Raw genomic sequence first — 25,332 nt, 5'->3', positions numbered from 1 at the left:
GGCTTTATTGACGGCCTTGCGGCCCCCTCTTCCGGCCTTTCCGCCCCCACACTCATGAAACCCTTTCTTCGCCAAACCCTGGACCGCCAGCTTTTACGGCTGCACGAGCTGGACGCGCTGCTATCCGCCAGCGACGTGGTCAGCGACCTGGACCGATTTCGCGCCCTGACCCGCGAACATGCCGAAGCCAGCGTGGTGGCTGAGCAGTACATGCGGCTGACCGGCCGCGAGGCCGACCTGGCCGGCGCTGAAAGCATGCTGGCCGAGGCCAAGGACGATCCCGAGATGGCCGCCATGGCCGAGGAAGAGATCGCCGCGGCCAAGGCCGACATCGCGCAGATCGACGAAGCCCTGCAGCTGATGCTGATTCCCAAGGACCCGGACGATGTGCGCCCGGCCTTTGTGGAAATCCGCGCGGGCACGGGTGGCGACGAGTCGGCACTGTTTGCGGGCGACCTGTTCCGCATGTACACCCGCTTTGCCGAGCGCAACCGCTGGCAGGTCGAGATCATCAGCGAGTCGCCGAGCGAGCTGGGCGGCTACAAGGAGGTGGTGCTGCGCATTGAGGGTGCTGCCGATGCCATGGGCGTGGGCGTCTACGGCAAGCTGCGCTTTGAATCGGGCGGCCACCGCGTGCAGCGCGTGCCCGCCACCGAAACCCAGGGCCGCATCCATACCAGCGCCTGCACCGTGGCCGTGATGCCAGAACCCGACGAGGCCGTGGCCATACAGATCAACCCGGCCGATCTGCGCATAGACACCTACCGCGCCAGCGGCGCCGGCGGCCAGCACATCAACAAAACCGACTCGGCCGTGCGCATCACGCACATCCCGACCGGCATCGTCGCCGAATGCCAGGAAGGCCGCAGCCAGCACAGCAACAAGGCCCAGGCGCTCAAGGTGCTGACCGCTCGCATCCATGAAAAAGACCGAGCGGAGCGCGCCGCCAAGGACGCGGCCCTGCGCAAGGGCCTGGTCGGTACGGGCGACCGCAGCGACCGCATACGCACCTACAACTTCCCGCAGGGGCGGCTGACCGACCACCGCATCAACCTGACGCTGTACAAGCTGCTGGCCATCATGGAAGGCGACCTGGGCGATGTGATCACAGCGCTGCAGGTGGCGCGCGGCGCCGAGCAGCTCGCTGAACTTGAAACCGCCAACAGCGGGCTCTAAGGCATCCCCGCCATGAACGCGCCCAGTTGCGCCCAGGCCCTGGCCGCCGCCCAGACCCTGGGTCTGGACCGCCTGGACGCCCAGTTGCTGCTGCTGCACGCCCTGGGCAAGCCCGGCGACGCGCGGGCCTGGCTGCTGGCGCACGACACCGACGTGCTGCCGGAGCAGGCGGCGCAAGATTTCCGCGCCATGTGCCTGCGCCGGGTCGCCGGGGAGCCCCTGGCTTACATCGTCGGCGAAAAGGAGTTTTTCGGCCTGGCGCTGCGGGTGGATGCTCGCGTGCTGGTGCCGCGGCCCGACACCGAAACCCTGGTGGAGTGGGCGCTGGCGCGCCTGCGCGCGCCCGGCGTGCCACCAGCCCCCGCGGTGCTGGACCTGGGCACGGGCAGCGGCGCGATCGCGCTGGCCATCGCGCACAGCCTGCAGGCCGACGGCCGCCAGGGCAAGGTCGCGGCCGTGGATGCCAGCACCGATGCGCTGGAGGTGGCCCGCGGCAATGCCGCGCGCCTGGGGCTGCAGCTGGATTTCATCGAAAGCCATTGGCTGGAGAAAGTTTGTGGACACTTTCACTTGATCGTCAGCAACCCGCCGTATATCGCCAGCACGGACCCTCACCTGGAAGCCCTGGCCTACGAACCCCTGGCGGCGCTGGCCGCCGGTGCGGACGGGCTGGACGACATCCGCGAGATCATCCTGCAGGCGCCCGGCCACCTGCAGCCGGGCGGCTGGCTGCTGCTGGAGCATGGTTACGACCAGGCGGAGGCGGTATGCGCGCTGCTGGCCCAGGCTGGTTTTGACCAGGTCCAAAGCCGGCTGGACCTGGCCGGCATCGCGCGCTGCTCAGGCGGATTGTGGGCTGGCGGGTGAGCCGGCCACGCGGGATGCCAAACGGCGGGATAATCGGGCTGTTGAATTCTGCTAGCCAGATTCCATCTAATTGACATTACCTGTCCCCGATTCGGGGCCGGGCACGGGCTTCAGGCCCTCCCAAGGATTCCCAAAGGATTTTCACCATGAGCAGCACAGACCCCACTCAGCAACGCATCGCCGAAATCGTCAAATCCAGCGACGTGGTCCTTTTCATGAAGGGCACGGCCCAGTTCCCCATGTGCGGTTTCTCCGGCCGCGCCATCCAGGTCCTCAAGGCCTGCGGCGTGAACAAGCCCGCCACCGTGAATGTGCTGGAAGACGAAGAAATCCGTCAGGGCATCAAGGAATTCAGTAACTGGCCCACCATTCCCCAGCTGTATGTGAAGGGGGAATTCATTGGCGGCTCAGACATCATGATGGAGATGTACCAGAGCGGCGAACTCCAACAGGTGCTGGGTACCCCGGCAACCTAAGGCATAGGTAGCCCCTGCGGGCCGCCTCCCATACCGGGTCAATACCGGTTAGCGCGTATAGCCCGAGCAGGCGCCCGCATCCACACCACCCTTGCATTCGCGCTTCAGGCGCGCGGTGCGCTGCGCGGGCGTTTCGCCGGATCCATTGAGGAATTTGGCTTTGCCGCCCGTAGCGGATTTGGCCGTGGTTTTTTTGGATTTGGACTTGGATTTGGATTTGGCGGGCTTGTCGCCCTCCTGCGCCGGCTCCGTCTGCGCCTGGACATGGCCTGCCGCCAGGGCGGCCACCATGATCGCGGCCAGGATCGGCGCCCTCAAAGACTTTTTGCTCATTTTTCGCTCCCTCTGTTTTTTTGCTTTTTGCTCTCTCACGAAACGCGGGTGACACCGCGCACCTCGGCAAATTTTATTGCAGCTTGGGATCGCCAAAATTCTCATCATCGGGCGGTGCGTCCGCCGGCAGGCGAAAGCCTTCGCTGGCCCAGGCGCCCAGGTCTATGTTTTTGCAGCGTTCGCTGCAAAACGGGCGAAATGGGTTGTTGGGCGCGTAGACGCTTTCACCGCCGCAGCCCGGGCACACGACCAGTTTGACGGGTGGGGATTCTTTTTTCATCGCAGGCATGTTTCAGGACAAGTCTGGGGAGCCAGCAAGGCAGGGGGTCTTATGGTCGGCCGGTCCGCGGGTCAGGAGCAGAGCGTCAGTTCAAACGCCGAATCTTCGGTGCTGGCATGCAGCCTGTCGTCATCGCCGTGGCGCATGAGGCGCACGGACACAATCAGGCGATTGCCGCTGATTTCGGGGATCAGCCCCAGGGCGGGGTCTATGCGCAGGCGCAGGAGCTGGAAAGTGCGCCCTTGCGGCAGCGTCTGCTGGTACTGGCCGCCCGGCGCCACCACTTTTTGCGGTGCCCCGGAGTCGCGCAGCAGCGTCAGCAGCACGCGTATGGACTCGGCCAGGGGTACCAGCGGGGTGATCCAGCGCTGCAGGTCCTGCTTACGCACCTCGGTTTGCAGGTGCTGCCAGGCGTAATAGGCCGGCAGGTCAAATTCACAGGTGCCGCCCGGAATGCCGACGCGGCTGCGAATGCTCATGAGCCAGTCGTTTTCGGTCAGGGATTGGCCGGCCTTGCCGGGCAGGCTGTTCAGGGCGGAAAAGCAGCTTTCGAGCTGGCCGGTCACCTCGTCAAGAACGGCCTCTGAAATGGCCGGGTTGCCGCGATAGCCGTTGAGCACGTGTTTCTGTTTCTCAAGGTCCTTGAGGACATCGGTCTTGAGGTCGGCCCGAGCGCCCACGTCCATGATTTCAAAGATGGTCGTGATGGCGTAGTGGTGGTCCGTCGGGCTGTCCCGTTCCACCAGTTCGCCAAGGCGGCGGAACAGGTGTTCAAGTCGCAAATACGTGCGTATGCGTTCGTGAAAAGGGTACTCGTAAAGAATCACAGCGCTATGTTTTCGTCGGCTTCAATGAGGAGGTTTGTTTGCGCATCATAGCCCGAAGCGCGCGGCAAGCTGCCGCACCTCGGCGTCCAGGGCCTCCAGCGGCAAACCGTCATTGTGCAGGCATATGTCGGCGGCCGACAGGCGCTGCGCGCGGCTGGCCTGGCCGGCGATGACCTTTTCCACCGCCTCCCGAGGCCAGCCGTTGCGGGCCATCACCCGGCTGACCTGGGTGGCTTCGCCACAGTCCACAACCAGCACCCGGTCCAGCTGCTGCCGCCAGCGGCCGGATTCCACCAGCAAGGGGACGTCGAACACCACGCAGGCTCGGCCGGCGGCGGTGGCCTGCTCGTATTGCCGCAGGGTCTCGCGGCTGACGAGGGGGTGAACAATGGACTCCAGCCGCCGCCTGGCGGACGGATCGTCAAAGGCCAGCTGGCGCATCCGGTCTCGGTCCATCGCGCCCTCGGCCGTGATCATATGGGCGCCGAACCGCTCGGCGATCTCCTTGACGGCGGCACCGCCGGCCGCCGTGACCGCGCGGGAGATTGCATCGGCATCCACCAGCACCGCGCCACAGGCCACCAGGGTGCGGGCAACCGTGCTTTTTCCGCTGCCTATGCCGCCGGTCAGTCCGATGCGCAAAGTTGCACGGCGCATGGCATCACAGGCCGATAAACCGCAGGATGGATTGAGGCCCGAAGACCATGGCCGTAAAGCCCGCCCCGGCCAGGAACGGGCCGAAGGGCACATAACCGCCCTCACGCAATCCGCTGGAAAACTTCATCGCGATTCCAATGATGGCGCCGATCACGGAGGCCATCAGGATCATGGGCACCAGCGCCGGCCAGCCGAACCAGGCGCCCAGCGCTGCGAAAAGCTTGAAGTCGCCATAGCCCATACCCTCCTTGCCGGTCGCCAGTTTGAAGGCCCAGTACACCAGCCACAGGGAAAGGTAGCCGGCAACCGCGCCCCACAGGGCGGTTGGCAGGCTGACCGAAGGGTTCCACTGCAGAGCGGCGACGATCAGGCCGGCCCATAGCAAGGGCAAGGTAATGTCGTCCGGCAACAGGGTCGTGTCCCAGTCGATCACGGCGAGGGCCAGCAGCGCGGCGGAAAAACCGCACCAGGCCAGCGCAGTCAGCGACAAGCCCCAGCGCCATGCACAAAAGAAAAACAGCGCGCCCGTCACCGCCTCGACGACGGGATAGCGCAGGCCGTAAGGGCTGCCGCACACCGAGCATTTGCCCCGGAGGAACAGGTAACTGGCCACAGGAATGTTTTCATACCAGCGTATGACATGGCCGCAGCTGGAGCAGCGCGAACGCGGCACCACCAAGTTGAATTTTTCGCCGGGATCCTGGGGGGTTTCGGTCAATTCGGCGCATTCCTGCGCCCACTGCCGCTCCATGATTTTGGGCAGTCGGTAAATGACGACGTTGAGGAAACTGCCGATCAAAAGGCCCAGAAAACCGATCAGCGATGCGTCGAACGCCGGCCCCAGACCGCTCCCCATCAAACGACTTGACCCAGCTTGAAAATAGGCAGGTACATGGAGACCACGATGCCGCCAATCAGGGTGCCCAGGAACACAATGATGATGGGCTCCATCAGGCTGGAAAGGCCCGCTACCATTTCGTCGACTTCAGCCTCGTAAAAATCGGCGGCCTTGCCCAGCATGTGGTCGATGGAGCCGGATTCCTCGCCGATAGAGCACATCTGCAGCACCATGGACGGGAACAAATTGGCATTCGTCATGGCCGCCGTGAGGCTGGTACCTGTGGAAACTTCCTGCTGGATTTTCTCGGTGGCATCGGCAAACAGCGAATTGCCGGAAGCACCACCGACGGAATCCAGCGCCTCCACCAGCGGCACGCCCGCCGCGAACATGGTGGAAAGCGTGCGGGTCCAGCGGGCGATACAGGATTTTTCGATCAGGGCGCCGAACACGGGAATTTTGAGCAAAGCCCTGTCCATGAACTTCTGCATTTTCTCGTTGCGCTTCCAGGCCTGGAAGAAGAAGTAAAGCCCCCCGCCTATGCCGCCGAAAATCAGCCACCAATAGGCCACAAAAAACTCGCTGATCGCAATGACGATCAGCGTGGGCGCCGGCAAATCCGCACCGAATGAGGAAAACACGGTCTTGAACGCCGGAATCACAAAAATCATGATGACGGCCACCACCACAAAGGCCACCACCACCACGGAGATGGGGTACATCAGGGCCGACTTGATCTTGGACTTGATGGCCTCGGTCTTCTCCATGTAGGTCGCAAGGCGGTCAAGCAGGGACTCCAGGATACCGGCTGCCTCGCCAGCTTCGACCAGGTTGCAATAGAGCGCATTGAAATACAGCGGGTATTTGCGAAACGCGGCACTCAGGGAGGTGCCGGTTTCCACGTCGGTGCGCACATCATTGAGCAGCTTGGTGACGCTGGCGTTGGGATTGCCACGGCCCACGATGTCAAACGACTGCAGCAGCGGCACGCCGGCTTTCATCATGGTGGCCAGCTGGCGGGTAAAAATGGCAATGTCCTTGGGGGCGATGGCCTTGCCCGAGCGCATCTTGCGCTTCTTGATTTTGGTGGGCAAGACACCTTGGCGGCGCAGCGAGGACTTGACCTGGTTTTCGCCGGCGGCCCGGATTTCTCCGCGAACCTGCTTGCCGCCGCGGTCCTTGCCTTCCCACTCGAAAACAAATTCCTTGACGCCCTTGGATACTGCAGTTGCCATGATGCTTTCTCGTTGTATCGACAGTCTCAGACCGCCCTGTCGCCGCGTTCACTCCGCCGGGTGGCGGCCCTTGAACGCAGCTGCTTAAACATTGGTACAGCCCAGAATTTCTTCCAGCGAAGTCATGCCGAGCTTGACTTTGGACAGCCCCGACTGGCGCAAGCTTTTGACTCCCTCCGCCTCCGCCTGGGCAGCGATTTCCAGGGCGCTGCCGTCGCGAAGGACGATACGCTGAATCTCTTCGGAAATGGGCATAACCTGATAAACACCGACGCGGCCTTTGTAACCATTCGTACACATGGAGCAACCGACCGGCCGGTAAGGCGTCCAGGAACCGTCCACATCGTCTTCGGTGAAACCCGCATCCAGCAGGGTCTCGCGCGGAATGTCCGCGGGGGTTTTGCAGTTGGGGCACAGGCGCCGCGCCAGCCGCTGGGCGGTGATCAGGATCACGCTGGAAGCGATATTGAAGGGTGCGATGCCCATGTTGCGCATACGCGTCAGTGTGGTCGGCGCGTCATTGGTGTGCAAGGTCGACATGACCATATGGCCGGTCTGCGCGGCCTTGATCGCGATATCGGCGGTTTCGAGGTCACGGATCTCACCGACCATGATGATGTCGGGATCCTGCCGCAAAAATGCCTTGAGCGCGACCGAAAAGGTCATGCCCGCCTTGTCGTTCATGCTGACCTGGTTGACGCCCGGCAAGGTAATTTCGGCGGGATCTTCGGCCGTGGCGATGTTGACGCCGGGCTTGTTGAGGATGTTCAGGCAGGTATAGAGCGAAACGGTTTTCCCCGAACCCGTGGGGCCGGTCACCAGCACCATGCCATACGGCCGCTGGATGGCGTGCAGCAGGCGCTCCTTCTCAGCAGGCTCATAACCCAAGGCATCAATACCCAGCTTGGCGCTGCTCGGATCCAGAATACGGATGACGATTTTTTCGCCATACATGGTGGGCAGGGTGCTGACCCGGAAATCGATGACCCTGTCCGGACCTATCTTGAGCTTCATCTTGCCGTCTTGCGGCACGCGCTTTTCGGAAATGTCGAGCTTGGAAATAACCTTGATGCGCGCCGCGAGCTTCTCCTTGATGGCCACGGGCGGCGACGCGATTTCGCGCAATTCACCGTCAACACGGAAGCGCACGCGGTAGGTGTGCTCGAACGGCTCGAAATGCAGATCGGAAGCCCGCATGCTGAAGGCGTCGAGCAGCATTTTCTGCAGGAATTTGACAACCGGCGCGTCTTCAACTTCGGAGACGCTGGCCTCGCTGTCCTCGGCCGTTGCGTCGGTGGTGGATTCGTCAAACTCGAAATCGTCGCCGATGATGCTTTCCATGGCCTCCGTCGCAGAGGTGTTGGAAGCCTCCACCAGCTTGGAGAGCTTGTCGTATTCGGCGATCACCCAGTCCACCCCCATCTGGGTGGAGAACTTGATTTTTTCCGCAGCCTCCTGATCGGACGGGTCGGCCGTCGCGACGATCAGGCGGTTGTTGCGCTTGCTCAGGACAACAATGCGGTAGGTTGTACAGATTTTGGGGTCAAGCAGGCCCTTGGGCAAACGCAGGGCGTCAATGGCCTCCAGATCCAGCAAGGGCGCGGCAAAAGCCGTGGACATGGTATGAGCCAGGTCGAACGCGGAGACCGCGCCGGATCCCGTCAGCTCTGCGATAAAACTGGTGCGCCCGCTTTGCGCCTTGCGAAAAATGTCTTCGGCGGCCTTTTGACCCAGTTTTCCCGCGACCACCAGAGCCCGCCCCAAGCCGGGCAAGGCCATGGAAGGCGATTGGTTGATTGCGGTGTCGACAGCGGCCATGGTTCTCGGGTTTAGCTCAAATATGTATCATCGCTTATAGATTCCCAGGTGTAAATCGAAAACACCCTGACCGCCGCGGACAGCGTTGGAACTATGCGAAGAATCGCACACTTAAGAAGAAAGAACACAGGCTTGGTCGGGGTGAGAGGATTCGAACCTCCGGCCTCTACGTCCCGAACGTAGCGCTCTACCAGGCTAAGCTACACCCCGCCGTCACACAAACAATCAGGAACGCCTCTCCAGCAATTGGGAGGCCAGCTGCGTCAAGGCATTACTGTAAATGTTTTGCGGCAACATCTGCAAGGCATCCAGCGCACGCTGGGCCTCCAATGCCGCTGCATCCCGGGTCGCTCGCAGCGCGCCCGTGTGCTGCACGATCGCAATGATCTGCGCCATCTGGTCGGTCCCGCCGGTTTCAATGGCCCGCCGGATGGTGTCCCGCTCCGCCTCGCTGCCGCGCTGCATCGCGATGATCAACGGAAGAGTTGCCTTGCCTTCCCGCAGGTCATCCCCCAGATTTTTCCCCATTTCCGAAACATCGCCATCGTAATCGAGTACGTCGTCGATCACCTGGAATGCCGTGCCGAGCGCCTGCCCATAGTCGGCGCAGCTTTGCTCGATAGTGGGCGACGACTGCGCCAGCAAAGCCGCCAGCCGTGCGCTTGCCTCGAACAATTTGGCCGTTTTGGACCGGATCACCCTGAGGTAGCCGTCCTCGGACAGCGCTGCGTCATGCATATTCATGAGCTGCAGCACCTCCCCTTCCGCAATCACATTGGTGGCTTCGGCCAGGGTTTGCATGACGCGCATGTCGCCGGCTTCCACCATCATCTGGAAAGCCCGCGAATACAGAAAATCGCCGACCAGCACGCTCGCCGGGTTGCCAAAAGCTTCGTTGGCGGTCGCGCGGCCACGCCGCAAGGTGGATTCGTCCACGACATCGTCATGCAGCAGGGTCGCCGTGTGGATGAACTCCACGACAGCCGCCAGGTTGTAGCGCTGCTCGCCCCGGTAGCCCAGTGCTCCGCACATCAGCAGCAAAAGGGCGGGGCGCAGCCGCTTTCCGCCGGCCGCCACGATGTAGCTGGAAACCTGGCTGACCAGCGGCACCTCGGACTTCAGGCGGCGCTCGATCACCGCGTCCATTCCACGCATGTCGTCGGCAATCAGGGCCAGGGCGGCGGCGGTGCTTGAAGAATTGGCAGACAAAAGGCGATCCAGACGTTAAGTTTGGCCGATTATAGGAAGCCGCCTGTCCCGTCCCGACCCGGCCAACCCGGCAAACCAGCCCAAAAAACCCGCAAAACCGCCCCACTGGCCAATTCCGGCCTGCCATGCTAGAATAGCTGGCTCTGCGGAAATCCGTCTGCAGAACTCAATTTACGAGGTCTTACATGTACGCGGTCATAAAAACCGGTGGCAAACAATACAAGGTTGCTACTGGAGAAAAAATTAAAGTAGAACAGATTGCTGCGGACGTAGGCCAAGAGATCGTTATTGACCAGGTATTGGCTGTCGGCACCGGCAGCTCGATCACGGTTGGTACGCCCTTGGTGTCCGGCGCCACTGTTACAGTCACTGTCCTTTCGCAAGGTAGGCACGACAAGGTTCGCATTTTCAAAATGCGCCGTCGCAAGCACTACCAAAAGCGCCAGGGCCACCGGCAAAACTACACGGAACTGCAAATCGGCGCCATCGCCGGCTGAGCAGGGACGTACCAGGAGTAACGAAAAATGGCACAGAAAAAAGGCGGCGGCTCTACGCGAAACGGGCGTGATTCACAGCCCAAAATGCTGGGCGTCAAGAAATTTGGCGGCGAAGTCATCAACGCAGGCAGCATCATTGTGCGCCAGCGCGGCACCAAGTTCCATCCAGGCGTCAATGTCGGCATCGGCAAGGACCACACCCTGTTTGCACTGGTTGACGGCTCGGTCTCGTTTTCCGTCAAGGGCGCGCTGAACAAGCACACCGTGGACGTGACCCCGGCGTAAGCTGATCACTTCGATAAGTCACTTCGACTGAAACGAAGCCCCGACCTGTCGGGGCTTTTTTGTTTGTAAACTTGATCCGGCCCTCACCGTCCCTGTTTTAACCGCGGCACTCCCATCATGAAATTTGTTGACGAAGCCTTTATTGACATTGCCGCAGGCGATGGCGGGAGTGGCTGCGTCTCGTTCAGCCACGAAAAGTACAAAGAATTCGGCGGCCCCAACGGCGGCGACGGCGGGCGCGGCGGCCACGTGTATGCGGTGGCCGACATCAACCTGAACACCCTGGTGGACTTCCGGTTTTCGCGCCGCCACGAGGCCCGCAACGGCCAGCACGGCATGGGCTCGGACATGTTCGGCGCCAAGGGTGACGACATCATCCTCAAAATGCCGGTGGGCACCATCCTCACCGACGCCGAGACCGGCGAAGTTCTCTTTGAACTGCTTGTACCCGGCGAGCAGGTCCTGATTGCCAAAGGCGGCGACGGCGGTTTCGGCAATCTGCGCTTCAAGAGCTCAACCAACCGCGCGCCGCGCAGCAAGACGCCCGGCTGGCCCGGTGAGCGCAAAAGCCTCAAGCTGGAACTCAAGGTTCTGGCAGACGTCGGCCTGCTCGGCATGCCCAACGCCGGCAAGTCCACCTTTATTTCGGCGGTCTCCAACGCCCGCCCCCGCATCGCCGATTACCCTTTCACCACACTTCACCCCAACCTGGGCGTGGTGCGCGTTGGGCCCGAGCAAAGCTTCGTCGTGGCCGATCTGCCCGGCCTGATCGAAGGCGCCTCCGAAGGCGCGGGCCTGGGTCACCTCTTTCTGCGGCACCTGCAGCGCACCCGCCTGCTGCTGCACATCGTGGACCTGGCACCTTTCGACGAGGGCGTGGATCCGGTGGCGCAGGCCAAGGCCATCGTCGGCGAGCTCAAGAAATACGATGAGGCGCTGTATGAAAAGCCGCGCTGGCTGGTTCTCAACAAACTGGACATGGTGGACAGCGACAAGCGCGCAGCCATCGTCAAGGATTTCGTCAAGCGCTTCAAATTCAAGGGCCCGGTGTTCGAGATTTCGGCGCTGACACGCGAAGGCTGCGAGCACCTGATCAAGACGATCTACCAGCACGTCAAGCAGGTTCAGAAAAGCGAACAACCCGTGGAAGAAATCGACCCGCGCTTTGCCCCGCTGCCCCCTGAACCGCCGGAACCGTCCTGACCCCCTCGTTTCCGGCACCCCAGGCAGGTGCAAGACTGCACTTGCCACCCAACAACAATCGCTGCTGACGCCCGTCTCGATGGGACTGCAGCCCGAGAAGTACAGAACATGCAAGACAAACCCGGCTCCACCGTGCTGCGCAACGCCAGACGCATTGTGGTCAAGGTGGGTTCCAGCCTGGTCACCAATGAAGGCCGTGGGCTGGATGCGACCGCCATCGGCCAATGGTGCGAACAGCTGGCGGCCCTTGTCAAGGACGGGCGCGAGGTGATCATGGTGAGCAGCGGCGCCATTGCCGAGGGCATGAAACGCCTGAACTGGGGCAGCCGCCCCAAGGCTATCCATGAACTGCAGGCCGCCGCCGCGGTGGGCCAGATGGGCCTGGTTCAGGTCTATGAGACCAAACTGCGCGAGAACGGCATAGGCAGCGCGCAGGTCCTGCTCACGCACGCCGACCTGGCCGACCGGGAGCGCTATATCAACGCCCGCTCCACCCTGCTGGCCCTGCTGCAGCTGGGCGTCGTGCCTGTCATCAACGAAAACGACACGGTGGTCAACGACGAAATCAAGTTCGGCGACAACGACACGCTGGGCGCGCTGGTGGCCAACCTGGTGGAAGCCGACGCGCTGGTCATCCTCACGGACCAGAAGGGCCTGTACACCGCCGACCCGCGCAAGGATCCGACGGCGCAGTTCGTGCACGAAGCCAAAGCCGGCGACCCGGCATTGGAAGCTATGGCGGGGGGCGCGGGTTCCAGCATCGGCAAGGGCGGCATGATCACCAAGATACTGGCTGCCAAGCGTGCAGCGGGGTCGGGCGCCTCCACCGTAATCGCCTGGGGCCGCGAACCGCAGGCGCTGATCCGGCTGGTACAGGGCGAGCCCATAGGCACCTTGCTGGTGGCGCAGACCCAGAAGCTGCAGGCGCGCAAGCAATGGATGGCCGATCACCTTCAGATGCGCGGCTCGGTCACCGTGGACGCGGGCGCGGTGGTCAAAGTACAGGGTGAGGGCAAAAGCCTCCTGCCGATCGGCATGACGGCGGTCCAGGGCGAGTTTTCACGCGGCGACGTCATCGCCATACGAAGCCCGGAAGGCACGGAGATCGCGCGCGGACTGGCCAATTACTCGAGCGCCGAAGCCCGGCTGATCTGCCGCAAGGCCTCTACGGAATTCGAGAGGTTGCTGGGGTATACGGGCGAACCGGAAATGGTCCACCGCACCAACCTCGTGTTGACCCGCTAGGCCCTCTCGGTGTCCAGCGGACCGTCTGGCCTTATTCGACCATCCTGAAGTTCTGGTTCTTCAAGCGCCGGACCAGCGTATCGACCGAAGTCGCGGGCGCCGCGCTGTCGCAGGCGCCGGCCCGGGCGAAGCGCAAGGCATGTTTGGACGGCATGTTTTCAAACAGTGAACGCCATTCCGGATTGCTCACGTTGGTCCACTTTCCGTCCGGTGAATAGCGGGCATAGGTCTTGAATTCGCCGGTGGTGCAGCGTATGCCTTCGTACATCACATTGCTGGCACCGCTGGCATTGGACGCCACCATGACATAGCGCACGATCCCGTCTTTCGGGGAAATGCTGATGGTCGCCGGGTCCACACCATAGACCAGCTGGGAATTGGGCGAGACCTCGAAGGTGATCAGCTTCTTGATATCAAACGCCGGAGGTGGCGGCGTCTCGATTTCCTTCCAGTCGGCTGGATCCTCCAGTGCGTACGACTGGGCGTGCGCCGAACCCGAGGCGTTAAGCGCCATCAGGAAGAAGGTGGCCAAAAAGGCCCATTTGAATTTCATGGTTTTGTGTTGGTGGGATCCGCGCCCAGACTGGTTTGCGGATCGGGTTCAAAGGTGGCGCCCGGCGGCAATTCAAAAGAGGCGCCCGGCCTGATCTGGGCGTGCAAAGACTCGCCCGGGGCATGGAATCCGGCTTCGCCGGGTGGGTTCGAGTGGTCGCGCTGGTGCAGGCCGCCGCGAAGATAGCGGTTGCGATGGTCGGGACGCGGCTCGGCACGGTTGTCCACGCGCGGAACAAACCTTGCGAGCTCGGTCAGCGCCATTTCATAGACGCCGCGCTTGAACTCGACCACCACGTCCAGCGGCACCCAGTAGTCGTTCCAGCGCCAGGCATCGAATTCGGGATGGTCGGTAGCACGCAGGTTCAGGTCCCAGTCGTGGCCGACCAGCTGAAGGAGAAACCAGATTTGCTTCTGGCCTTTGTAATGTCCGCGCGCATCGCGGCGGATGAACCGGTCAGGCACCTCATAGCGCAACCAGTCTCGGGTTCGGGCCAGCACATTCACATGCTGCGGCAACAGCCCCACTTCTTCATGCAACTCGCGGTACATGGCCTGCTCGGGATTTTCGCCCCGATCAATGCCACCCTGCGGAAACTGCCACGAGTGGGTACGGATACGTTTGCCCCAAAATACCTGACTTCTCTGGTTGAGCAAGATGATGCCGACGTTGGGCCTAAAGCCGTCCCGGTCAAGCATAATCAAACCTCAAATTTTTTAAACTGAGTCCATTATGCACAGCGAAGGCCCCAGCGCCAAGCGCACGGCGGGCTGCAGCACCTTTTCCCCCATTTCCAACCCCGGAATCCCTGAAAACCGCCCATGAAAGCCTCCCAGTTCTTCATTTCCACCCTCAAGGAAGCCCCCGCCGACGCGGAGGTCGTCAGCCACCAGCTCATGATGCGGGCCGGCATGATCAAGAAACTGGGCGCCGGCGTTTACAACTACATGCCCATGGGCCTGCGCGTGATCCGCAAGGTCGAAGCCATCGTGCGCGAGGAAATGAACCGTGCCGGCGCCGTGGAAATGACCATGCCGGTGATCCAGCCGGCCGAGCTCTGGCAGGAAACCGGCCGCTTTGAAAAAATGGGCCCCGAGCTGCTGCGCATCAAGGACCGCCATGGCCGCGACTTCGTGGTCCAGCCGACCAGCGAAGAAGTCGTCACCGACGTGATGCGCCAGGACATCAAGAGCTACAAGCAGCTGCCGAAGAACCTGTATCAGATCCAGACCAAATTCCGCGACGAGCGCCGGCCGCGCTTTGGCCTGATGCGCGGGCGCGAGTTCATCATGAAGGACGCCTACAGCTTCGACCGGGACCAGGCCGGCGCCAAAGCCAGCTACCAGGTCATGGCGGCCGCCTACCGCAGGATTTTTGACCGCTTCGGCCTGAGTTACCGCGCGGTGGCCGCCGACAGCGGCGCCATCGGCGGCGACCTCAGCGAGGAATTCCAGGTGATCGCCGCGACCGGCGAGGACGCCATCGTCTACTGCCCCGGCAGCGACTACGCCGCCAACATGGAAAAAGCCGAGGCGCTACCGCCAGGTGCACGTAAGCCGGCATCGCAGGCCATGGCCAAAACACCGACCCCCGGCAAGGCGACCTGCGCCGATGTGGCCGAGTTGCTGGGCATCCCGCTGAACACCACCGTCAAGTCGCTGGTGCTGGCCACCGACGAACTCGACGAGGCGGGCAAGCCCGTCAAATCGCAGGTCTGGCTGCTGCTGCTGCGCGGCGACCACGAGATGAACGAAGTCAAGGTCGGCAAGGTGCCGGGCCTGGCGGATTTCCGCTTCGCGACCCTGCCCGAGATCGAAGACCATTTCGGCTGCAAGCCGGGTTACCTCGGCCCGCTGAACCTGAAAAAGCCCGTCAAGCTGGTGGTGGACCGCGAAGCCGCGGCGCTGGCCGACTGGGTGTGCGGCGCCAATGAAGTCGATTTCCACATGACCGGCGTCAACTGGGGCCGTGACCTGCCCGAACCCGAGCTGGTGGTGGACCTGCGAAACGTGGTGGCCGGCGACCCGTCGCCGGACGGCAAAGGCGCGTTGGCGATAGAGCGCGGCATCGAGATCGGCCATGTGTTCTACCTCGGCACCAAATACAGCCGGGCCATGAACGCCACCTTTCTGGGCGAAAACGGCAAGCCGCAGTTCATGGAGATGGGCTGCTACGGCATAGGCATCACACGCCTGCCGGCCGCAGCCATCGAGCAGAACCACGACGAGCGCGGCATCATCTGGCCTGACGCCATCGCGCCTTTTACCGTGGTGCTGTGCCCCATCAGCCCCGACCGCTTTCCCGAGGTCGAAGCCGCCGCGAACAAGCTTTATGGCGAGTTGCTCGCAGCCGGCGTGGACGTGATCCTGGACGACCGGGGCGAGCGACCCGGCGCCATGTTCGCCGACTGGGAATTGATCGGCGTGCCGCACCGTGTCACCATAGGCGACCGCGGCCTCAAGGACGGCCAGCTCGAATACCAGCACCGCCGCGACGCGGCTTCCAGCAAGATCGACGTGGCAACCGCCTTCGACTTCCTCAAGGGAAAGCTGGCGCTTTGAGTTTTCCATGGCTTCCCTGCGCTCATTGACCATGTTCGCATCCGGTGGTGCCCCGGCAAAGGCGCAAGGCCTGTCCCGGCGAAGTTGCCTGGCCTTGCCCCTGGCCTGCAGCCCGCTGCTGCTGGCCGGGCGGGCGCATGCCGGCGCGCAAATTGAAGAGCCGCTGATGGACTCGGTGCGCACCGCGCTGAGTTCGGCCATCGCCAACCAGGCGCCTCCCGTGCCCGAATTCAAGGACACGGAAAGCCGCCTCGCCTACCTGCGCTGGCTGGGCGCCATGAGCGACCGCCTCAAAAAGAAAAAACCCGAATTCCAGGTCCGCAAGGAGTTTTTGCAAACCGTCTGGTACGAAAGCAAGCGCGCCGGCCTGGACACCACGCTGGTGCTGGGCCTGATCCAGGTCGAGAGCAACTTCCGCAAGTTCGCGGTCAGCAACGTGGGGGCGCGCGGCTACATGCAGGTCATGCCCTTCTGGACACGCGTGATCGGGGACGGTGATCCGGGCAAGCTCTTTCACATGCAAACCAACCTGCGCTTTGGCTGCGTGATCCTGCGCCACTACCTGGACAGGGAGCGCGGCGACCTTTTTATGGGGCTGGGGCGCTACAACGGCTCACGCGGGAAGTCACCCTATCCCGATGCGGTGCTGGGTGCCAGCAAAAATTGGGTGTTTGCCGCTGATCGGCCCTGACGAAACGGCGAGAAAACTCAGCAGGTCGCGCCGGCGAAACCACGTTCTTCGGCAAACCAGGCCAGCACCGGCACCGTGCCCGGCAAGACGGGCTGCACGATGACCGGCAGCGACTGCCAAGCAAAAGACTGGCCCTCATGCATCTGGAGTTCGCCGGCCCACTCGAACACCTTGCAGAAGTTCAGGCGCACCAGCGCGTGCGGGTAGTCGACCATCTCGACCCTCCAGGGATGGACCGCGCCTATGGTCACGCCGATTTCTTCCTGCAATTCGCGGCGCAGCGCGGCTTCGACGCTTTCGCCCCGCTCCAGTTTGCCACCCGGAAATTCCCAGTAGCCTTCGTAGACCTTGCCGGGCGGGCGGGAAGTCAGCAGGAAGTCGCCGTCGGGGCGGATCAGGACACCCACCGCGACATCCACCACCTTCCGGTCCGCGCCACCCTCGCGCGGCCGTTCACCGTCGGCAACCAGCACGCTCATGTCGAGTGGTCTGGGGCCTGGTCGGCCTGCTCGGGCGAGGCGGCGGCGGAAACGCCCGGCCGCTCGTAGGCCGCTATGGGCGCTGCCGCCACAGGCCGGCTGGCCGTGTCGCGACCGGCGTAGTCTCGGGCAAACTGGTAGGCCACGCGGCCGCTGCGCGAGCCCCGTTCCAGCGCCCAGACCAGGGACGCCGGTTTTGCCGCGGCAATCGCATCCTGGCCTACGCCGAAGGACGACAGCCACTGCGCGACGATGGTCAGGTATTCGTCCTGGCTGAAAGGGTAAAAACTGACCCAGAGGCCGAAACGTTCGGACAGCGAAATCTTCTCTTCGACGACCTCGCCGGGATGCACCTCACCATCGTCCCCGTGGGTGTAGGTAAGGTTTTCGGTCATGTACTCCGGCAGCAGGTGGCGCCGGTTGCTGGTGGCGTAGATCAGCACATTGGGCGTGGCCGCCGCTACGGATCCGTCCAGGATGGATTTGAGCGCCTTGTAGCCCGGCTCGCCTTCCTCAAAACTCAGGTCGTCGCAAAAGACGATGAATTTCTCAGGCAGGCCGGACACCACATCGACGATGTCCGGCAGGTCGGTCAGGTCGGCCTTGTCGACTTCAATCAGGCGCAGTCCGCGCGAGGAATATTCATTGAGGCAGGCCTTGATCAGCGAGGACTTTCCAGTGCCGCGCGCGCCCGTCAGCAGCACGTTGTTGGCAGGCTTGCCCAGCACAAACTGCTCGGTGTTGCGTTTGATCTTTTCCTTCTGGTCCTCGATTTCCTTGAGGTCGCCCAGGCGCATATTGCCGATGTGCCGGACCGGCTCCAGCGAGCCGTGGCCGGAACTGCGCTTGCGGTAGCGGTAGGCGATCGAGGCAGTCCAGTCCGGCGCGGCCAGCGGCTGCGGCAGCACGGATTCGATCCGCGCCATCAGGGATTCGACGCGGGCGATCAGGCGCTCAAACTGCTCGTTCATGCGGGTTCAGCTTCTGTAGTCGGCGTTGATCTTGACGTAGTCGTAGGAAAAATCACAGGTCCAGACGGTGTCGCTTGCCGTGCCGCGGCCCAGCACCACGCGCACCGTGATCTCGCTTTGTTTCATCACGCGCTGGCCGTCGGCCTCGACGTAGCCGGGATGGCGGCCGCCGTTCTTGGCCACCAGCACCTCATCGAGGTACAAATCGATTTTGGTCTGGTCCAGGTCCTCAATGCCGGCATAACCGACGGCCGCGAGGATGCGGCCGAGGTTGGGGTCGCTGGCGAAGAAGGCGGTTTTCACCAGTGGCGAATGGGCGATCGCGTAAGCCACCTTGCGGCACTCCTCGCCAGTCTTGCCGCCTTCGACCTGGATGGTCATGAACTTGGTGGCGCCTTCGCCGTCACGCACGATGGCTTGCGCCAGCTGCCGGGCGATGTCCAGCATAGCGGTGCGCAAGGCCTGCCCTTCAGCGCTGTCCAGCGAGGTCACGGGCGCATGGGCGGCCTTGTTGGTGGCGACCACCACAAAGGAGTCGTTGGTAGAGGTATCGCCGTCCACCGTCACACGGTTGAACGAGCCCTCGGCCAGTTCCCTGGCCAGCTGGGCCATGAGCGGCTGGGCCACGCAGGCGTTCGTCGCCAGGAAACCCAGCATGGTGGCCATATTGGGCCGTATCATGCCGGCGCCCTTGCTGATGCCGGTGATGGTGACTTCAGCGCCCGCGATCTTGATGCGTTTGGAAAAAGCCTTGGCCACCGTGTCGGTGGTCATGATGGCTTCGGCCGCATTGCCCCAGTTGTTTTCTTTCGCGTCGGCCAGCGCGGCAGGCAGGCCAGCCGCAATGCGGTCGTTGGGCAGGGGCTCCATGATCACCCCGGTGGAAAACGGCAGGACCTGCTCGGGCGCGAGTTCCAGCAGGCGGGCCAGCGCGATGCAAGTGGCGTGCGCGCGGCTCAGGCCGTCGTCGCCGGTGCCGGCATTGGCATTGCCGGTGTTGATGACCATGGCACGTATGCCCGCCGTCATGCCGCTGTTTTTCGCGAGGTGTTCGCGACAGATCTGCACGGGCGCCGCGCAAAAGCGGTTCTGCGTGAAGACCGCTCCTACCGATGCGCCCTCATCGAGCAGCAGCACGGAAAGGTCCTTGCGGTTGGCCTTGCGTATGCCTGCTTCGGTAATACCCCAGCGTACGCCGGGCACAGGGTAAAGGTCCGCAGCGGGTGTAGCGACCAGATTGACGGGCATGGTTGACTCCGGAAAACCAGTGGGGGTTGGAAGACGTTCAGCCGGCGCCGGCGCTCAGTTCAGCTGGCCGTGGCAGTTCTTGTATTTTTTCCCCGAGCCGCAGGGGCACGGGTCGTTGCGGCCCACGCGGGGCACGTCGCCGACCGGCACGGCCGGTGCGCGGCGCTGGGACTCCTCGTCCACCGTCGTTTCCACGCCGCCGGTTTCGGTGGGCGCCGTGTAGGTGACGTTGGCGATGTTTTCAGCGCGGCTTTCCATTTCCTCGGCCGCCTGTTCGAGCTGTTCGCCCGACTGGATCTTGACCGTCATCAGGACCTTGGTAACTTCGTTCTTCACGCTGTCGAGGAGCTGGCCGAAGAGTTCGAAAGCCTCGCGCTTGTATTCCTGCTTGGGCTGCTTCTGGGCATAGCCACGCAGGTGTATGCCCTGACGCAGGTAGTCGAGGGCGCTCAGGTGCTCGCGCCAATGGCTGTCGATGCTCTGCAGCAGGACCACGCGCTCGAACTGCGTAAAGTTTTCTTCGCCGATTTTTTCAACCTTGTCGGCGAAGGCGGCGTTGGCGGCCGCGATGACCTTCTCGACCACTTCTTCATCGGTGATGGCCGTGGCGGCTTCCACTTCCTTGCGCAGCGGCAGTTCAATCTGCCATTCTTCACGCAACACGTTTTCAAGGCTTGCGATGTCCCACTGCTCCTCAACGCTTTCAGCGGGCACATACTGCCGCGCCAGGTCGGTGAAGCAGCCTTCGCGCAGCGAGGCGATCTGCGCCTGCAGGCTGGCGGCGTCCATGATGTCGTTGCGCTGCTGGTAGATCACCTTGCGCTGGTCGTTGGCGACGTCGTCGTATTCGAGCAGCTGTTTGCGGATGTCGAAGTTGCGCGCCTCGACCTTGCGCTGGGCCGACTCGATGCTGCGGGTGACGATGCCCGCTTCGATGGCCTCGCCGTCGGGCATCTTCAGGCGCTCCATGATGGCCTTTACGCGGTCGCCCGCGAAGATGCGCATCAGCGGGTCGTCCAGGCTCAGGTAGAAGCGCGACGAACCGGGATCGCCCTGGCGGCCGGAACGGCCGCGCAGCTGGTTGTCGATACGGCGCGATTCGTGGCGCTCGGTCGCGATGATGCGCAAGCCGCCCAGTGCCGTGACCTGTTCATGCTCCTGCTTCCAGGCCTCGCGCAGACGGGCGATTTCCGCTTCCTTGGCGGCGGCGTCCAACGCTTCGTCGGCTTCAACCGCTTCAATCAGTTTTTCAACGTTGCCGCCCAGCACGATGTCGGTGCCGCGGCCGGCCATGTTGGTGGCGATGGTGATCATTTTCGGGCGGCCCGCCTGCGCGATGATGTCGGCCTCGCGGGCATGCTGCTTGGCATTGAGCACCTGGTGCGGCAGGTCTTCCTTGATCAGCAATTGGTCGATGATCTCGGAGTTTTCGATCGAGGTCGTGCCGACCAGCACGGGCTGGCCGCGCTCGTAGCACTCGCGGATGTCCTTGATGGCGGCCTCGTATTTTTCGCGTGTCGTTTTATAGACGCGGTCGAGCTGGTCGTCGCGGCGGCTCACGCGGTTGGGCGGGATCACCGTGGTTTCGAGGCCGTAAATCTCCTGGAACTCGTAAGCCTCGGTGTCGGCGGTCCCGGTCATGCCGGCCAGCTTGGTGTAGAGGCGGAAATAGTTCTGGAAGGTGATGGACGCCAGGGTCTGGTTCTCGGCCTGGATCTGCACGCCTTCCTTGGCTTCGACCGCCTGGTGCAGCCCATCGCTCCAGCGGCGGCCCGACATCAGGCGGCCGGTGAACTCGTCAACGATCACGACTTCGCCGTCCTGCACCACGTAATGCTGGTCGCGGTGGTACAGCAGGTTGGCGCGCAGGGCCGCATACAGGTGGTGCATCAGCGAAATGTTGGCCGGGTCGTACAACGTGGCGCCCTCGGGGATCAGGCCCAGGTTGAACAGCAGGCGCTCGGCGTTCTCGTGGCCCTGCTCGGTCAGGAACACCTGATGGCTTTTCTCGTCGATGGTGAAGTCGCCGGGCTTGGTCACGCCCTCGCCGGTGCGCGGATCGGCTTCGCCCTCCTGGCGCGTCAGCATCGGGACGACCTTGTTCATCGCCAGATACATGTCGGTATGGTCTTCGGCCTGGCCGCTGATGATGAGCGGCGTGCGCGCCTCGTCAATCAGGATGGAGTCCACCTCGTCAACGATGGCGTAGTTCAGGCCGCGCTGCACGCGGTCCGCCACTTCGTAGACCATGTTGTCGCGCAGGTAGTCGAAACCGTACTCGTTGTTGGTGCCGTAAGTGATGTCGGAGCCGTAGGCGGCCTGCTTTTCCTCGCGCGACATGTTCGGCAGGTTGATGCCCACCGTCAGGCCCAGGAAGTTGTAGAGCTTGCCCATCCAGCGCGCGTCGCGGCTGGCCAGGTAATCATTGACCGTCACCACGTGCACGCCCTTGCCGGTCAGGGCATTGAGGTAGACCGGCAGCGTGGCGGTCAGGGTCTTGCCCTCGCCGGTGCGCATTTCGGAAATCTTGCCGTTGTGCAGCGACATGCCGCCCAGCATCTGCACGTCGAAGTGGCGCATCTTCATGACACGCTTGCTGCCTTCCCGCACCACCGCGAATGCCTCGGGAAGAATCGCATCGAGTTCTTCGCCCGCGGCTACCCGGTCCTTGAACTCCTGGGTTTTAGCGCGAAGCTGGTCGTCGTCAAGCTTTTCGTACTGGGTTTCCAGCGCATTGATGCGTTCTACGGTTTTGCGGTAGGTTTTGAGCAGCCTGTCGTTGCGGCTGCCGAAAATTTTGGTCAGGATGTTGGAAGCCATAAATGCGAGGCCGCCTTGACCGCTCCCCGTGAGCTGGCAATGCGGCCGAAATCCCTTATTGAGTACGGAACCTAGGTGTGGGCGCCATCAGTGAGTTCAACTGGGCCCAAACCTCTGATTTTAGCGCTGCCAAGGGAGCCGCACGGCCGCCCGAGATAAAACCGTCGTCAGGAATGAAAAGCCATGCCCGCACGCACGGCAGACGCGCGCTGCCTAATGAGGGCGTGGCAGCTGTGCCGCCTGCACAGGCGCGGGGGATCGCGCGCCAGCCGACGCCACCATGGGCCCGGGCAGTTTTTGCCCCGCGGTCAGGAATTTCTGCGGATCCTGGAAAACGCCCTGCACCAGCACCTCGAAATGCAGGTGTGGGCCTGTGGACCGGCCGGTGGTACCGACTTCGGCGATCTTCTGGCCGCGTTTGACCAGGTCGCCCTTTTTGACCAGCACGCGGGAAGCGTGGGCATAACGCGTGACAAGTTCATTGCCGTGGTCGACTTCCACCATATTGCCGTAGGCCGGGTGGTATTCCTGCGTGACGACAACACCGCCCGCGGCGGCCAGGATGGGCGTGCCCGGCTCCGACGGGAAATCGAGCCCGGTGTGCAGCGCCGAGCGGCCGTTCATGGGGTCTATACGCCAGCCGAAGGGTGAACCGAGGTTGCCTCCGGCGACCGGCTCCTGGGTGGGGACCATCATTTTTTTGATCTTCTGGTCAAAGAGGCGCGACTCCATCACGGTCATGAGGTCGACCCGCTGGTCGGTGAGTTTGTCCAGGTCCGCCAGGGTGGCCTGCAGTTCCTGCATCGTGAGCGAAGGGCCTGCCACCAGCGCGCCGCCGCGGCCGGGCGTGACCTTGATGTCGTTGGGATTGACACCGGCCAGTCCCGACACTCGCTCGCCAAGCGCCTCGAGCTGCATCATTTTGGCCTGCATTTCGCCGACCCGCTTGGCCATCACGTCGAGGTTTTCACGCATGAAACGGTCGCGCTGGTCGAATTCGTCCTTGACCATGAGCTTGACCAGCGAGCCTACGACCGGCCAGCCTTCGCGGGCACCCTTGAGAAACACCCAGTGGTAGAGGCCCGCAGCCACAAGCATGAGCGCCAGCGCGGCGACAAAACCTGCAAGAACCAGTTTTGTCCCGCTTAAGTAAATGGCCCGGCTTTTCGCCAGCCACGCATCCGTGATAATCAAATGCACTTGTCTACCTCTTTAAAAGCTTGCGCTCATCAGGCGGCGCACCGTTCATCATGACTTCCGACCGGCGCCTTCCGCAGGCGCTCTCTGCTTACCAGGCCGCCGGGAATTCGCCCTCCCTGGCGCGGCTGACTGAACTCGTCCGGGAATCCAGCGACAGGCTCAAGGCCATTGAACCGCTGCTGCCCGAAGCCCTGCGCCCCGCAGTTCAGGCCGGGCCCATAGACGGCGAAACCTGGTGCCTGCTGGTCAGCGGCAACGCCGCCGCTGCCAAAATCCGCCAGCTACTCCCCTTGATCCAAGCCCGCCTTATAGGCAAGGGTTGGAAGGTTACCTCAATCCGACTCAAGATCCTAATAAGCAAAAAGTAGTAAGCCAGCTCTTCAAGTAACGGCAAGCAGCATGAAAGATAAAGCCCCGCCTGGTGGCTCGCTACAAAATTGGTAGCGTATGGTACCCATGTTGCATGGGGAAGGCAAGGATACTGGGGAAATGGTGCCGCTTGTCGGAATCGAACTGACGACCTACCGCTTACAAGGCGGTTGCTCTACCAACTGAGCTAAAGCGGCACAAGGAGATTTTACTTGACCCGTTTCAGCGAAGGCCGCGCACGCGGCGGCTTGGGAGGTTCAGGGCTGTCAGGGCCGCCGTCTTCCGCATCGGGCACGCTGTCCGGCACCAGTTGCATGATCTTGCTTTCAGGCCCGTCCGCCGGGCTGTGCTGCGCCGTAGCGGGAGCTGGCGGCACGGTGGGAGCCGTCAGGCCGGCGTCAATGCCCGCCTCAGCGCCGGAAGCCGGGCCTGCGGCAGGCGCAGCCATGGGAAACGCCATTCCCTGACCGTTTTCACGGGCATAGATGGCGATCACATGGCTGATGGGCACCATGATTTCCCGGGCACTACCTGCAAAACGGGCCTTGAACTCGATGAAATCATTGCCCAGCTTGAGCGACGAGGTCGCGTCAAAGCTGATGTTGAGCACGATCTCATTGTTTTTCACATACTCGCGAGGCACCTGCACGGTGTCATCCACCGACACGGCCACATAGGGCGTGAAACCGTTGTCGGTGCACCATTCATAGAGCGCCCTAATCAGATAGGGTCGCGTCGACGTGGCATCCAGGGCGTTCATGAATTCAGCCAAGCTGCTTGTCCGGGAAATCGAATCCGTGGATTATTTCCGCATCACTTTTTCGGACGGCGTCAGTGCTTCGATATAAGCCGGGCGCGAGAAAATGCGTTCCGCATACTTGAGCAGCGGCGCGGCATTCTTCGACAGGTCGATGTCGTAGTAATCCAGGCGCCACAGCAAGGGGGCGATCGCCACGTCCAGCATGGAGAAATTGTCGCCCAGCATGAACTTGTTCTTCAGGAAGATGGGCGCGAGCTGCGTCAGGCGGTCGCGGATGTGCGAGCGGGCCTTTTCCAGCGCTTTTTCATTGCCCTTGGACGCGCGCGATTCCAGCGTGCTGACATGGACGAACAGCTCTTTTTCGAAGTTCAGCAAAAACAGGCGAACGCGCGCGCGGTCGACCGGGTCACCGGGCATCAGTTGCGGGTGCGGGAAGCGCTCGTCGATGTATTCGTTGATGATATTCGACTCATACAGGATCAGGTCGCGCTCGACCAGGATGGGCACCTGGCCGTAGGGATTCATCACATTGATGTCTTCGGGCTTGTTGTACAGGTCGACGTCGCGGATTTCGAAGTCCATACCTTTTTCAAACAGCACAAAGCGGCAGCGGTGCGAGAAGGGGCAGGTTGTGCCTGAATAAAGGACCATCATGGTGCGGAACTCCTAAATGCAAAGGAGTGGATACATATAAAAAGCATCCACTCCAGAAGGTGCCGGGAACAAGGCCCCGG

The 25,332-nt window shown here is 62.4% G+C and carries 27 protein-coding genes and 2 tRNA genes; 10 read left to right on the top strand and 19 right to left on the bottom strand.

Annotated elements, in window-relative coordinates; all coding sequences use genetic code 11:
* Positions 1-54 precede the first annotated feature (54 nt).
* The 3 genes from prfA (at position 55) to grxD (ending at position 2,519) form a co-directional block, all read left to right on the top strand.
* The gene (gene prfA, locus ACEN8I_RS06535) at positions 55-1,176 is read left to right on the top strand and encodes a peptide chain release factor 1 (RefSeq protein WP_074577950.1); all 1,122 of its coding nucleotides are present in this window, start codon (positions 55-57) and stop codon (positions 1,174-1,176) included.
* Between the two features lie 12 nt (positions 1,177-1,188).
* On the top strand, positions 1,189-2,043 hold the full coding sequence (gene prmC, locus ACEN8I_RS06530) for a peptide chain release factor N(5)-glutamine methyltransferase (RefSeq protein ID WP_413327511.1): 855 nt from the start codon (positions 1,189-1,191) through the stop codon (positions 2,041-2,043).
* 146 nt (positions 2,044-2,189) lie between these two features.
* Complete coding sequence (gene grxD / locus ACEN8I_RS06525; RefSeq protein ID WP_413327510.1) at positions 2,190-2,519, top strand: Grx4 family monothiol glutaredoxin; 330 nt, start codon at positions 2,190-2,192, stop codon at positions 2,517-2,519.
* Between the two features lie 48 nt (positions 2,520-2,567).
* Here the strand turns inward: grxD and ACEN8I_RS06520 are convergent, their stop codons facing one another.
* From ACEN8I_RS06520 to ACEN8I_RS06480, 9 genes are all read right to left on the bottom strand, one after another.
* Positions 2,568-2,852: a hypothetical protein gene (locus ACEN8I_RS06520; protein ID WP_413327509.1), complete on the bottom strand. Its 285-nt coding sequence runs from the start codon at positions 2,850-2,852 to the stop codon at positions 2,568-2,570.
* A 73-nt stretch (positions 2,853-2,925) separates the two neighbouring features.
* Positions 2,926-3,141: a DNA gyrase inhibitor YacG gene (locus tag ACEN8I_RS06515; protein ID WP_413327508.1), complete on the bottom strand. Its 216-nt coding sequence runs from the start codon at positions 3,139-3,141 to the stop codon at positions 2,926-2,928.
* 62 nt (positions 3,142-3,203) lie between these two features.
* On the bottom strand, positions 3,204-3,959 hold the full coding sequence (zapD, locus tag ACEN8I_RS06510; protein ID WP_007868013.1) for a cell division protein ZapD: 756 nt from the start codon (positions 3,957-3,959) through the stop codon (positions 3,204-3,206).
* A 45-nt stretch (positions 3,960-4,004) separates the two neighbouring features.
* Entirely contained in the window at positions 4,005-4,616 is a 612-nt protein-coding gene (gene coaE, locus ACEN8I_RS06505) for a dephospho-CoA kinase (protein ID WP_413327507.1), read from the bottom strand.
* Between the two features lie 4 nt (positions 4,617-4,620).
* Entirely contained in the window at positions 4,621-5,472 is an 852-nt protein-coding gene (locus ACEN8I_RS06500) for a prepilin peptidase (protein WP_413327506.1), read from the bottom strand.
* Positions 5,472-6,689 (bottom strand): type II secretion system F family protein, encoded by a 1,218-nt coding sequence (locus ACEN8I_RS06495; RefSeq protein WP_413327505.1) that lies wholly within the window; start codon positions 6,687-6,689, stop codon positions 5,472-5,474. Before ACEN8I_RS06495 ends, ACEN8I_RS06500 begins: the two co-directional genes overlap by 1 nt.
* An 84-nt stretch (positions 6,690-6,773) precedes the next feature.
* On the bottom strand, positions 6,774-8,507 hold the full coding sequence (gene pilB / locus ACEN8I_RS06490) for a type IV-A pilus assembly ATPase PilB (protein WP_413327504.1): 1,734 nt from the start codon (positions 8,505-8,507) through the stop codon (positions 6,774-6,776).
* Between the two features lie 133 nt (positions 8,508-8,640).
* Positions 8,641-8,717: transfer RNA gene (locus ACEN8I_RS06485), tRNA-Pro, on the bottom strand.
* 15 nt (positions 8,718-8,732) lie between these two features.
* The gene (locus tag ACEN8I_RS06480; RefSeq protein WP_413327503.1) at positions 8,733-9,716 is read right to left on the bottom strand and encodes a polyprenyl synthetase family protein; all 984 of its coding nucleotides are present in this window, start codon (positions 9,714-9,716) and stop codon (positions 8,733-8,735) included.
* 185 nt (positions 9,717-9,901) lie between these two features.
* Here ACEN8I_RS06480 and rplU point away from each other — a divergent pair, with 185 nt between their 5' ends.
* The 4 genes from rplU (at position 9,902) to proB (ending at position 12,946) form a co-directional block, all read left to right on the top strand.
* Complete coding sequence (rplU, locus tag ACEN8I_RS06475; RefSeq protein ID WP_007868028.1) at positions 9,902-10,213, top strand: 50S ribosomal protein L21; 312 nt, start codon at positions 9,902-9,904, stop codon at positions 10,211-10,213.
* A 27-nt stretch (positions 10,214-10,240) separates the two neighbouring features.
* Positions 10,241-10,498: a 50S ribosomal protein L27 gene (gene rpmA / locus ACEN8I_RS06470; RefSeq protein ID WP_007868030.1), complete on the top strand. Its 258-nt coding sequence runs from the start codon at positions 10,241-10,243 to the stop codon at positions 10,496-10,498.
* Between the two features lie 117 nt (positions 10,499-10,615).
* Positions 10,616-11,701, top strand: a complete 1,086-nt coding sequence (gene cgtA, locus ACEN8I_RS06465; protein ID WP_413327502.1) for an Obg family GTPase CgtA — start codon at positions 10,616-10,618, stop codon at positions 11,699-11,701.
* Between the two features lie 108 nt (positions 11,702-11,809).
* The gene (proB, locus tag ACEN8I_RS06460; protein ID WP_413327501.1) at positions 11,810-12,946 is read left to right on the top strand and encodes a glutamate 5-kinase; all 1,137 of its coding nucleotides are present in this window, start codon (positions 11,810-11,812) and stop codon (positions 12,944-12,946) included.
* Positions 12,947-12,977: 31 nt separating this feature from the next.
* Here the strand turns inward: proB and ACEN8I_RS06455 are convergent, their stop codons facing one another.
* Positions 12,978-13,499 (bottom strand): CNP1-like family protein, encoded by a 522-nt coding sequence (locus ACEN8I_RS06455; RefSeq protein WP_413327500.1) that lies wholly within the window; start codon positions 13,497-13,499, stop codon positions 12,978-12,980.
* Positions 13,496-14,197 carry an RNA pyrophosphohydrolase gene (locus ACEN8I_RS06450; RefSeq protein ID WP_413327499.1) on the bottom strand — a complete coding sequence of 234 codons (702 nt, stop codon included), beginning with the start codon at positions 14,195-14,197 and terminating at the stop codon, positions 13,496-13,498. Before ACEN8I_RS06450 ends, ACEN8I_RS06455 begins: the two co-directional genes overlap by 4 nt.
* A gap of 123 nt (positions 14,198-14,320) precedes the next feature.
* Between ACEN8I_RS06450 and ACEN8I_RS06445 the strand changes: the two genes are divergently transcribed.
* On the top strand, positions 14,321-16,060 hold the full coding sequence (locus ACEN8I_RS06445; RefSeq protein WP_413327498.1) for a proline--tRNA ligase: 1,740 nt from the start codon (positions 14,321-14,323) through the stop codon (positions 16,058-16,060).
* 7 nt (positions 16,061-16,067) lie between these two features.
* Positions 16,068-16,751, top strand: coding sequence for a lytic transglycosylase domain-containing protein (locus tag ACEN8I_RS06440; protein ID WP_413327497.1), 684 nt, complete (start codon positions 16,068-16,070; stop codon positions 16,749-16,751).
* 17 nt (positions 16,752-16,768) lie between these two features.
* Here ACEN8I_RS06440 and ACEN8I_RS06435 read toward each other — a convergent pair whose 3' ends face one another.
* From ACEN8I_RS06435 to ACEN8I_RS06415, 5 genes are all read right to left on the bottom strand, one after another.
* Entirely contained in the window at positions 16,769-17,230 is a 462-nt protein-coding gene (locus ACEN8I_RS06435; RefSeq protein WP_413327496.1) for an NUDIX domain-containing protein, read from the bottom strand.
* Entirely contained in the window at positions 17,227-18,201 is a 975-nt protein-coding gene (locus tag ACEN8I_RS06430) for an ATP-binding protein (protein ID WP_413327495.1), read from the bottom strand. The genes ACEN8I_RS06435 and ACEN8I_RS06430 overlap by 4 nt, the downstream gene beginning before the upstream one ends.
* A gap of 6 nt (positions 18,202-18,207) precedes the next feature.
* A complete protein-coding gene (gene argJ, locus ACEN8I_RS06425; protein ID WP_413327494.1) occupies positions 18,208-19,449 on the bottom strand; it encodes a bifunctional glutamate N-acetyltransferase/amino-acid acetyltransferase ArgJ in 1,242 nt (413 codons plus the stop codon).
* A 54-nt stretch (positions 19,450-19,503) separates the two neighbouring features.
* A complete protein-coding gene (secA, locus tag ACEN8I_RS06420) occupies positions 19,504-22,269 on the bottom strand; it encodes a preprotein translocase subunit SecA (RefSeq protein WP_413327493.1) in 2,766 nt (921 codons plus the stop codon).
* A 213-nt stretch (positions 22,270-22,482) separates the two neighbouring features.
* Complete coding sequence (locus tag ACEN8I_RS06415) at positions 22,483-23,469, bottom strand: M23 family metallopeptidase (RefSeq protein WP_413327492.1); 987 nt, start codon at positions 23,467-23,469, stop codon at positions 22,483-22,485.
* 50 nt (positions 23,470-23,519) lie between these two features.
* Between ACEN8I_RS06415 and ACEN8I_RS06410 the strand changes: the two genes are divergently transcribed.
* Entirely contained in the window at positions 23,520-23,837 is a 318-nt protein-coding gene (locus ACEN8I_RS06410) for a hypothetical protein (RefSeq protein WP_413327491.1), read from the top strand.
* Between the two features lie 122 nt (positions 23,838-23,959).
* Here the strand turns inward: ACEN8I_RS06410 and ACEN8I_RS06405 are convergent.
* The 3 genes from ACEN8I_RS06405 to ACEN8I_RS06395 all read right to left on the bottom strand — a co-directional run bounded on the left by ACEN8I_RS06405 (position 23,960) and on the right by ACEN8I_RS06395 (position 25,252).
* Positions 23,960-24,035: transfer RNA gene (locus ACEN8I_RS06405), tRNA-Thr, on the bottom strand.
* A gap of 11 nt (positions 24,036-24,046) precedes the next feature.
* On the bottom strand, positions 24,047-24,598 hold the full coding sequence (locus ACEN8I_RS06400) for a ClpXP protease specificity-enhancing factor (protein WP_413327490.1): 552 nt from the start codon (positions 24,596-24,598) through the stop codon (positions 24,047-24,049).
* Between the two features lie 42 nt (positions 24,599-24,640).
* Positions 24,641-25,252, bottom strand: coding sequence for a glutathione S-transferase N-terminal domain-containing protein (locus tag ACEN8I_RS06395; RefSeq protein WP_007868077.1), 612 nt, complete (start codon positions 25,250-25,252; stop codon positions 24,641-24,643).
* Between the last annotated feature and the right edge of the window lie 80 nt (positions 25,253-25,332).

Source organism: Polaromonas sp. CT11-55 (genome assembly GCF_047303325.1).
Classification (GTDB): domain Bacteria; phylum Pseudomonadota; class Gammaproteobacteria; order Burkholderiales; family Burkholderiaceae_C; genus Polaromonas.
This window is presented reverse-complemented; position numbering and strand designations above follow the sequence as displayed.

Excerpts from the sequence above, each read along its gene's own strand:
- prfA (WP_074577950.1), top strand. The coding sequence starts at position 55 with ATGAAACCCTTTCTTCGCCAAACCCTGGACCGCCAGCTTTTACGGCTG.
- prmC (WP_413327511.1), top strand. The coding sequence starts at position 1,189 with ATGAACGCGCCCAGTTGCGCCCAGGCCCTGGCCGCCGCCCAGACCCTG.
- grxD (WP_413327510.1), top strand. The coding sequence starts at position 2,190 with ATGAGCAGCACAGACCCCACTCAGCAACGCATCGCCGAAATCGTCAAA.
- ACEN8I_RS06520 (WP_413327509.1), bottom strand. The coding sequence starts at position 2,852 with ATGAGCAAAAAGTCTTTGAGGGCGCCGATCCTGGCCGCGATCATGGTG.
- ACEN8I_RS06515 (WP_413327508.1), bottom strand. The coding sequence starts at position 3,141 with ATGCCTGCGATGAAAAAAGAATCCCCACCCGTCAAACTGGTCGTGTGC.
- coaE (WP_413327507.1), bottom strand. The coding sequence starts at position 4,616 with ATGCGCCGTGCAACTTTGCGCATCGGACTGACCGGCGGCATAGGCAGC.
- ACEN8I_RS06500 (WP_413327506.1), bottom strand. The coding sequence starts at position 5,472 with ATGGGGAGCGGTCTGGGGCCGGCGTTCGACGCATCGCTGATCGGTTTT.
- ACEN8I_RS06495 (WP_413327505.1), bottom strand. The coding sequence starts at position 6,689 with ATGGCAACTGCAGTATCCAAGGGCGTCAAGGAATTTGTTTTCGAGTGG.
- pilB (WP_413327504.1), bottom strand. The coding sequence starts at position 8,507 with ATGGCCGCTGTCGACACCGCAATCAACCAATCGCCTTCCATGGCCTTG.
- rplU (WP_007868028.1), top strand. The coding sequence starts at position 9,902 with ATGTACGCGGTCATAAAAACCGGTGGCAAACAATACAAGGTTGCTACT.
- rpmA (WP_007868030.1), top strand. The coding sequence starts at position 10,241 with ATGGCACAGAAAAAAGGCGGCGGCTCTACGCGAAACGGGCGTGATTCA.
- cgtA (WP_413327502.1), top strand. The coding sequence starts at position 10,616 with ATGAAATTTGTTGACGAAGCCTTTATTGACATTGCCGCAGGCGATGGC.
- proB (WP_413327501.1), top strand. The coding sequence starts at position 11,810 with ATGCAAGACAAACCCGGCTCCACCGTGCTGCGCAACGCCAGACGCATT.
- ACEN8I_RS06455 (WP_413327500.1), bottom strand. The coding sequence starts at position 13,499 with ATGAAATTCAAATGGGCCTTTTTGGCCACCTTCTTCCTGATGGCGCTT.
- ACEN8I_RS06450 (WP_413327499.1), bottom strand. The coding sequence starts at position 14,197 with ATGCTTGACCGGGACGGCTTTAGGCCCAACGTCGGCATCATCTTGCTC.
- ACEN8I_RS06445 (WP_413327498.1), top strand. The coding sequence starts at position 14,321 with ATGAAAGCCTCCCAGTTCTTCATTTCCACCCTCAAGGAAGCCCCCGCC.
- ACEN8I_RS06440 (WP_413327497.1), top strand. The coding sequence starts at position 16,068 with ATGGCTTCCCTGCGCTCATTGACCATGTTCGCATCCGGTGGTGCCCCG.
- ACEN8I_RS06435 (WP_413327496.1), bottom strand. The coding sequence starts at position 17,230 with ATGAGCGTGCTGGTTGCCGACGGTGAACGGCCGCGCGAGGGTGGCGCG.
- ACEN8I_RS06430 (WP_413327495.1), bottom strand. The coding sequence starts at position 18,201 with ATGAACGAGCAGTTTGAGCGCCTGATCGCCCGCGTCGAATCCCTGATG.
- argJ (WP_413327494.1), bottom strand. The coding sequence starts at position 19,449 with ATGCCCGTCAATCTGGTCGCTACACCCGCTGCGGACCTTTACCCTGTG.
- secA (WP_413327493.1), bottom strand. The coding sequence starts at position 22,269 with ATGGCTTCCAACATCCTGACCAAAATTTTCGGCAGCCGCAACGACAGG.
- ACEN8I_RS06410 (WP_413327491.1), top strand. The coding sequence starts at position 23,520 with ATGACTTCCGACCGGCGCCTTCCGCAGGCGCTCTCTGCTTACCAGGCC.
- ACEN8I_RS06400 (WP_413327490.1), bottom strand. The coding sequence starts at position 24,598 with ATGAACGCCCTGGATGCCACGTCGACGCGACCCTATCTGATTAGGGCG.
- ACEN8I_RS06395 (WP_007868077.1), bottom strand. The coding sequence starts at position 25,252 with ATGATGGTCCTTTATTCAGGCACAACCTGCCCCTTCTCGCACCGCTGC.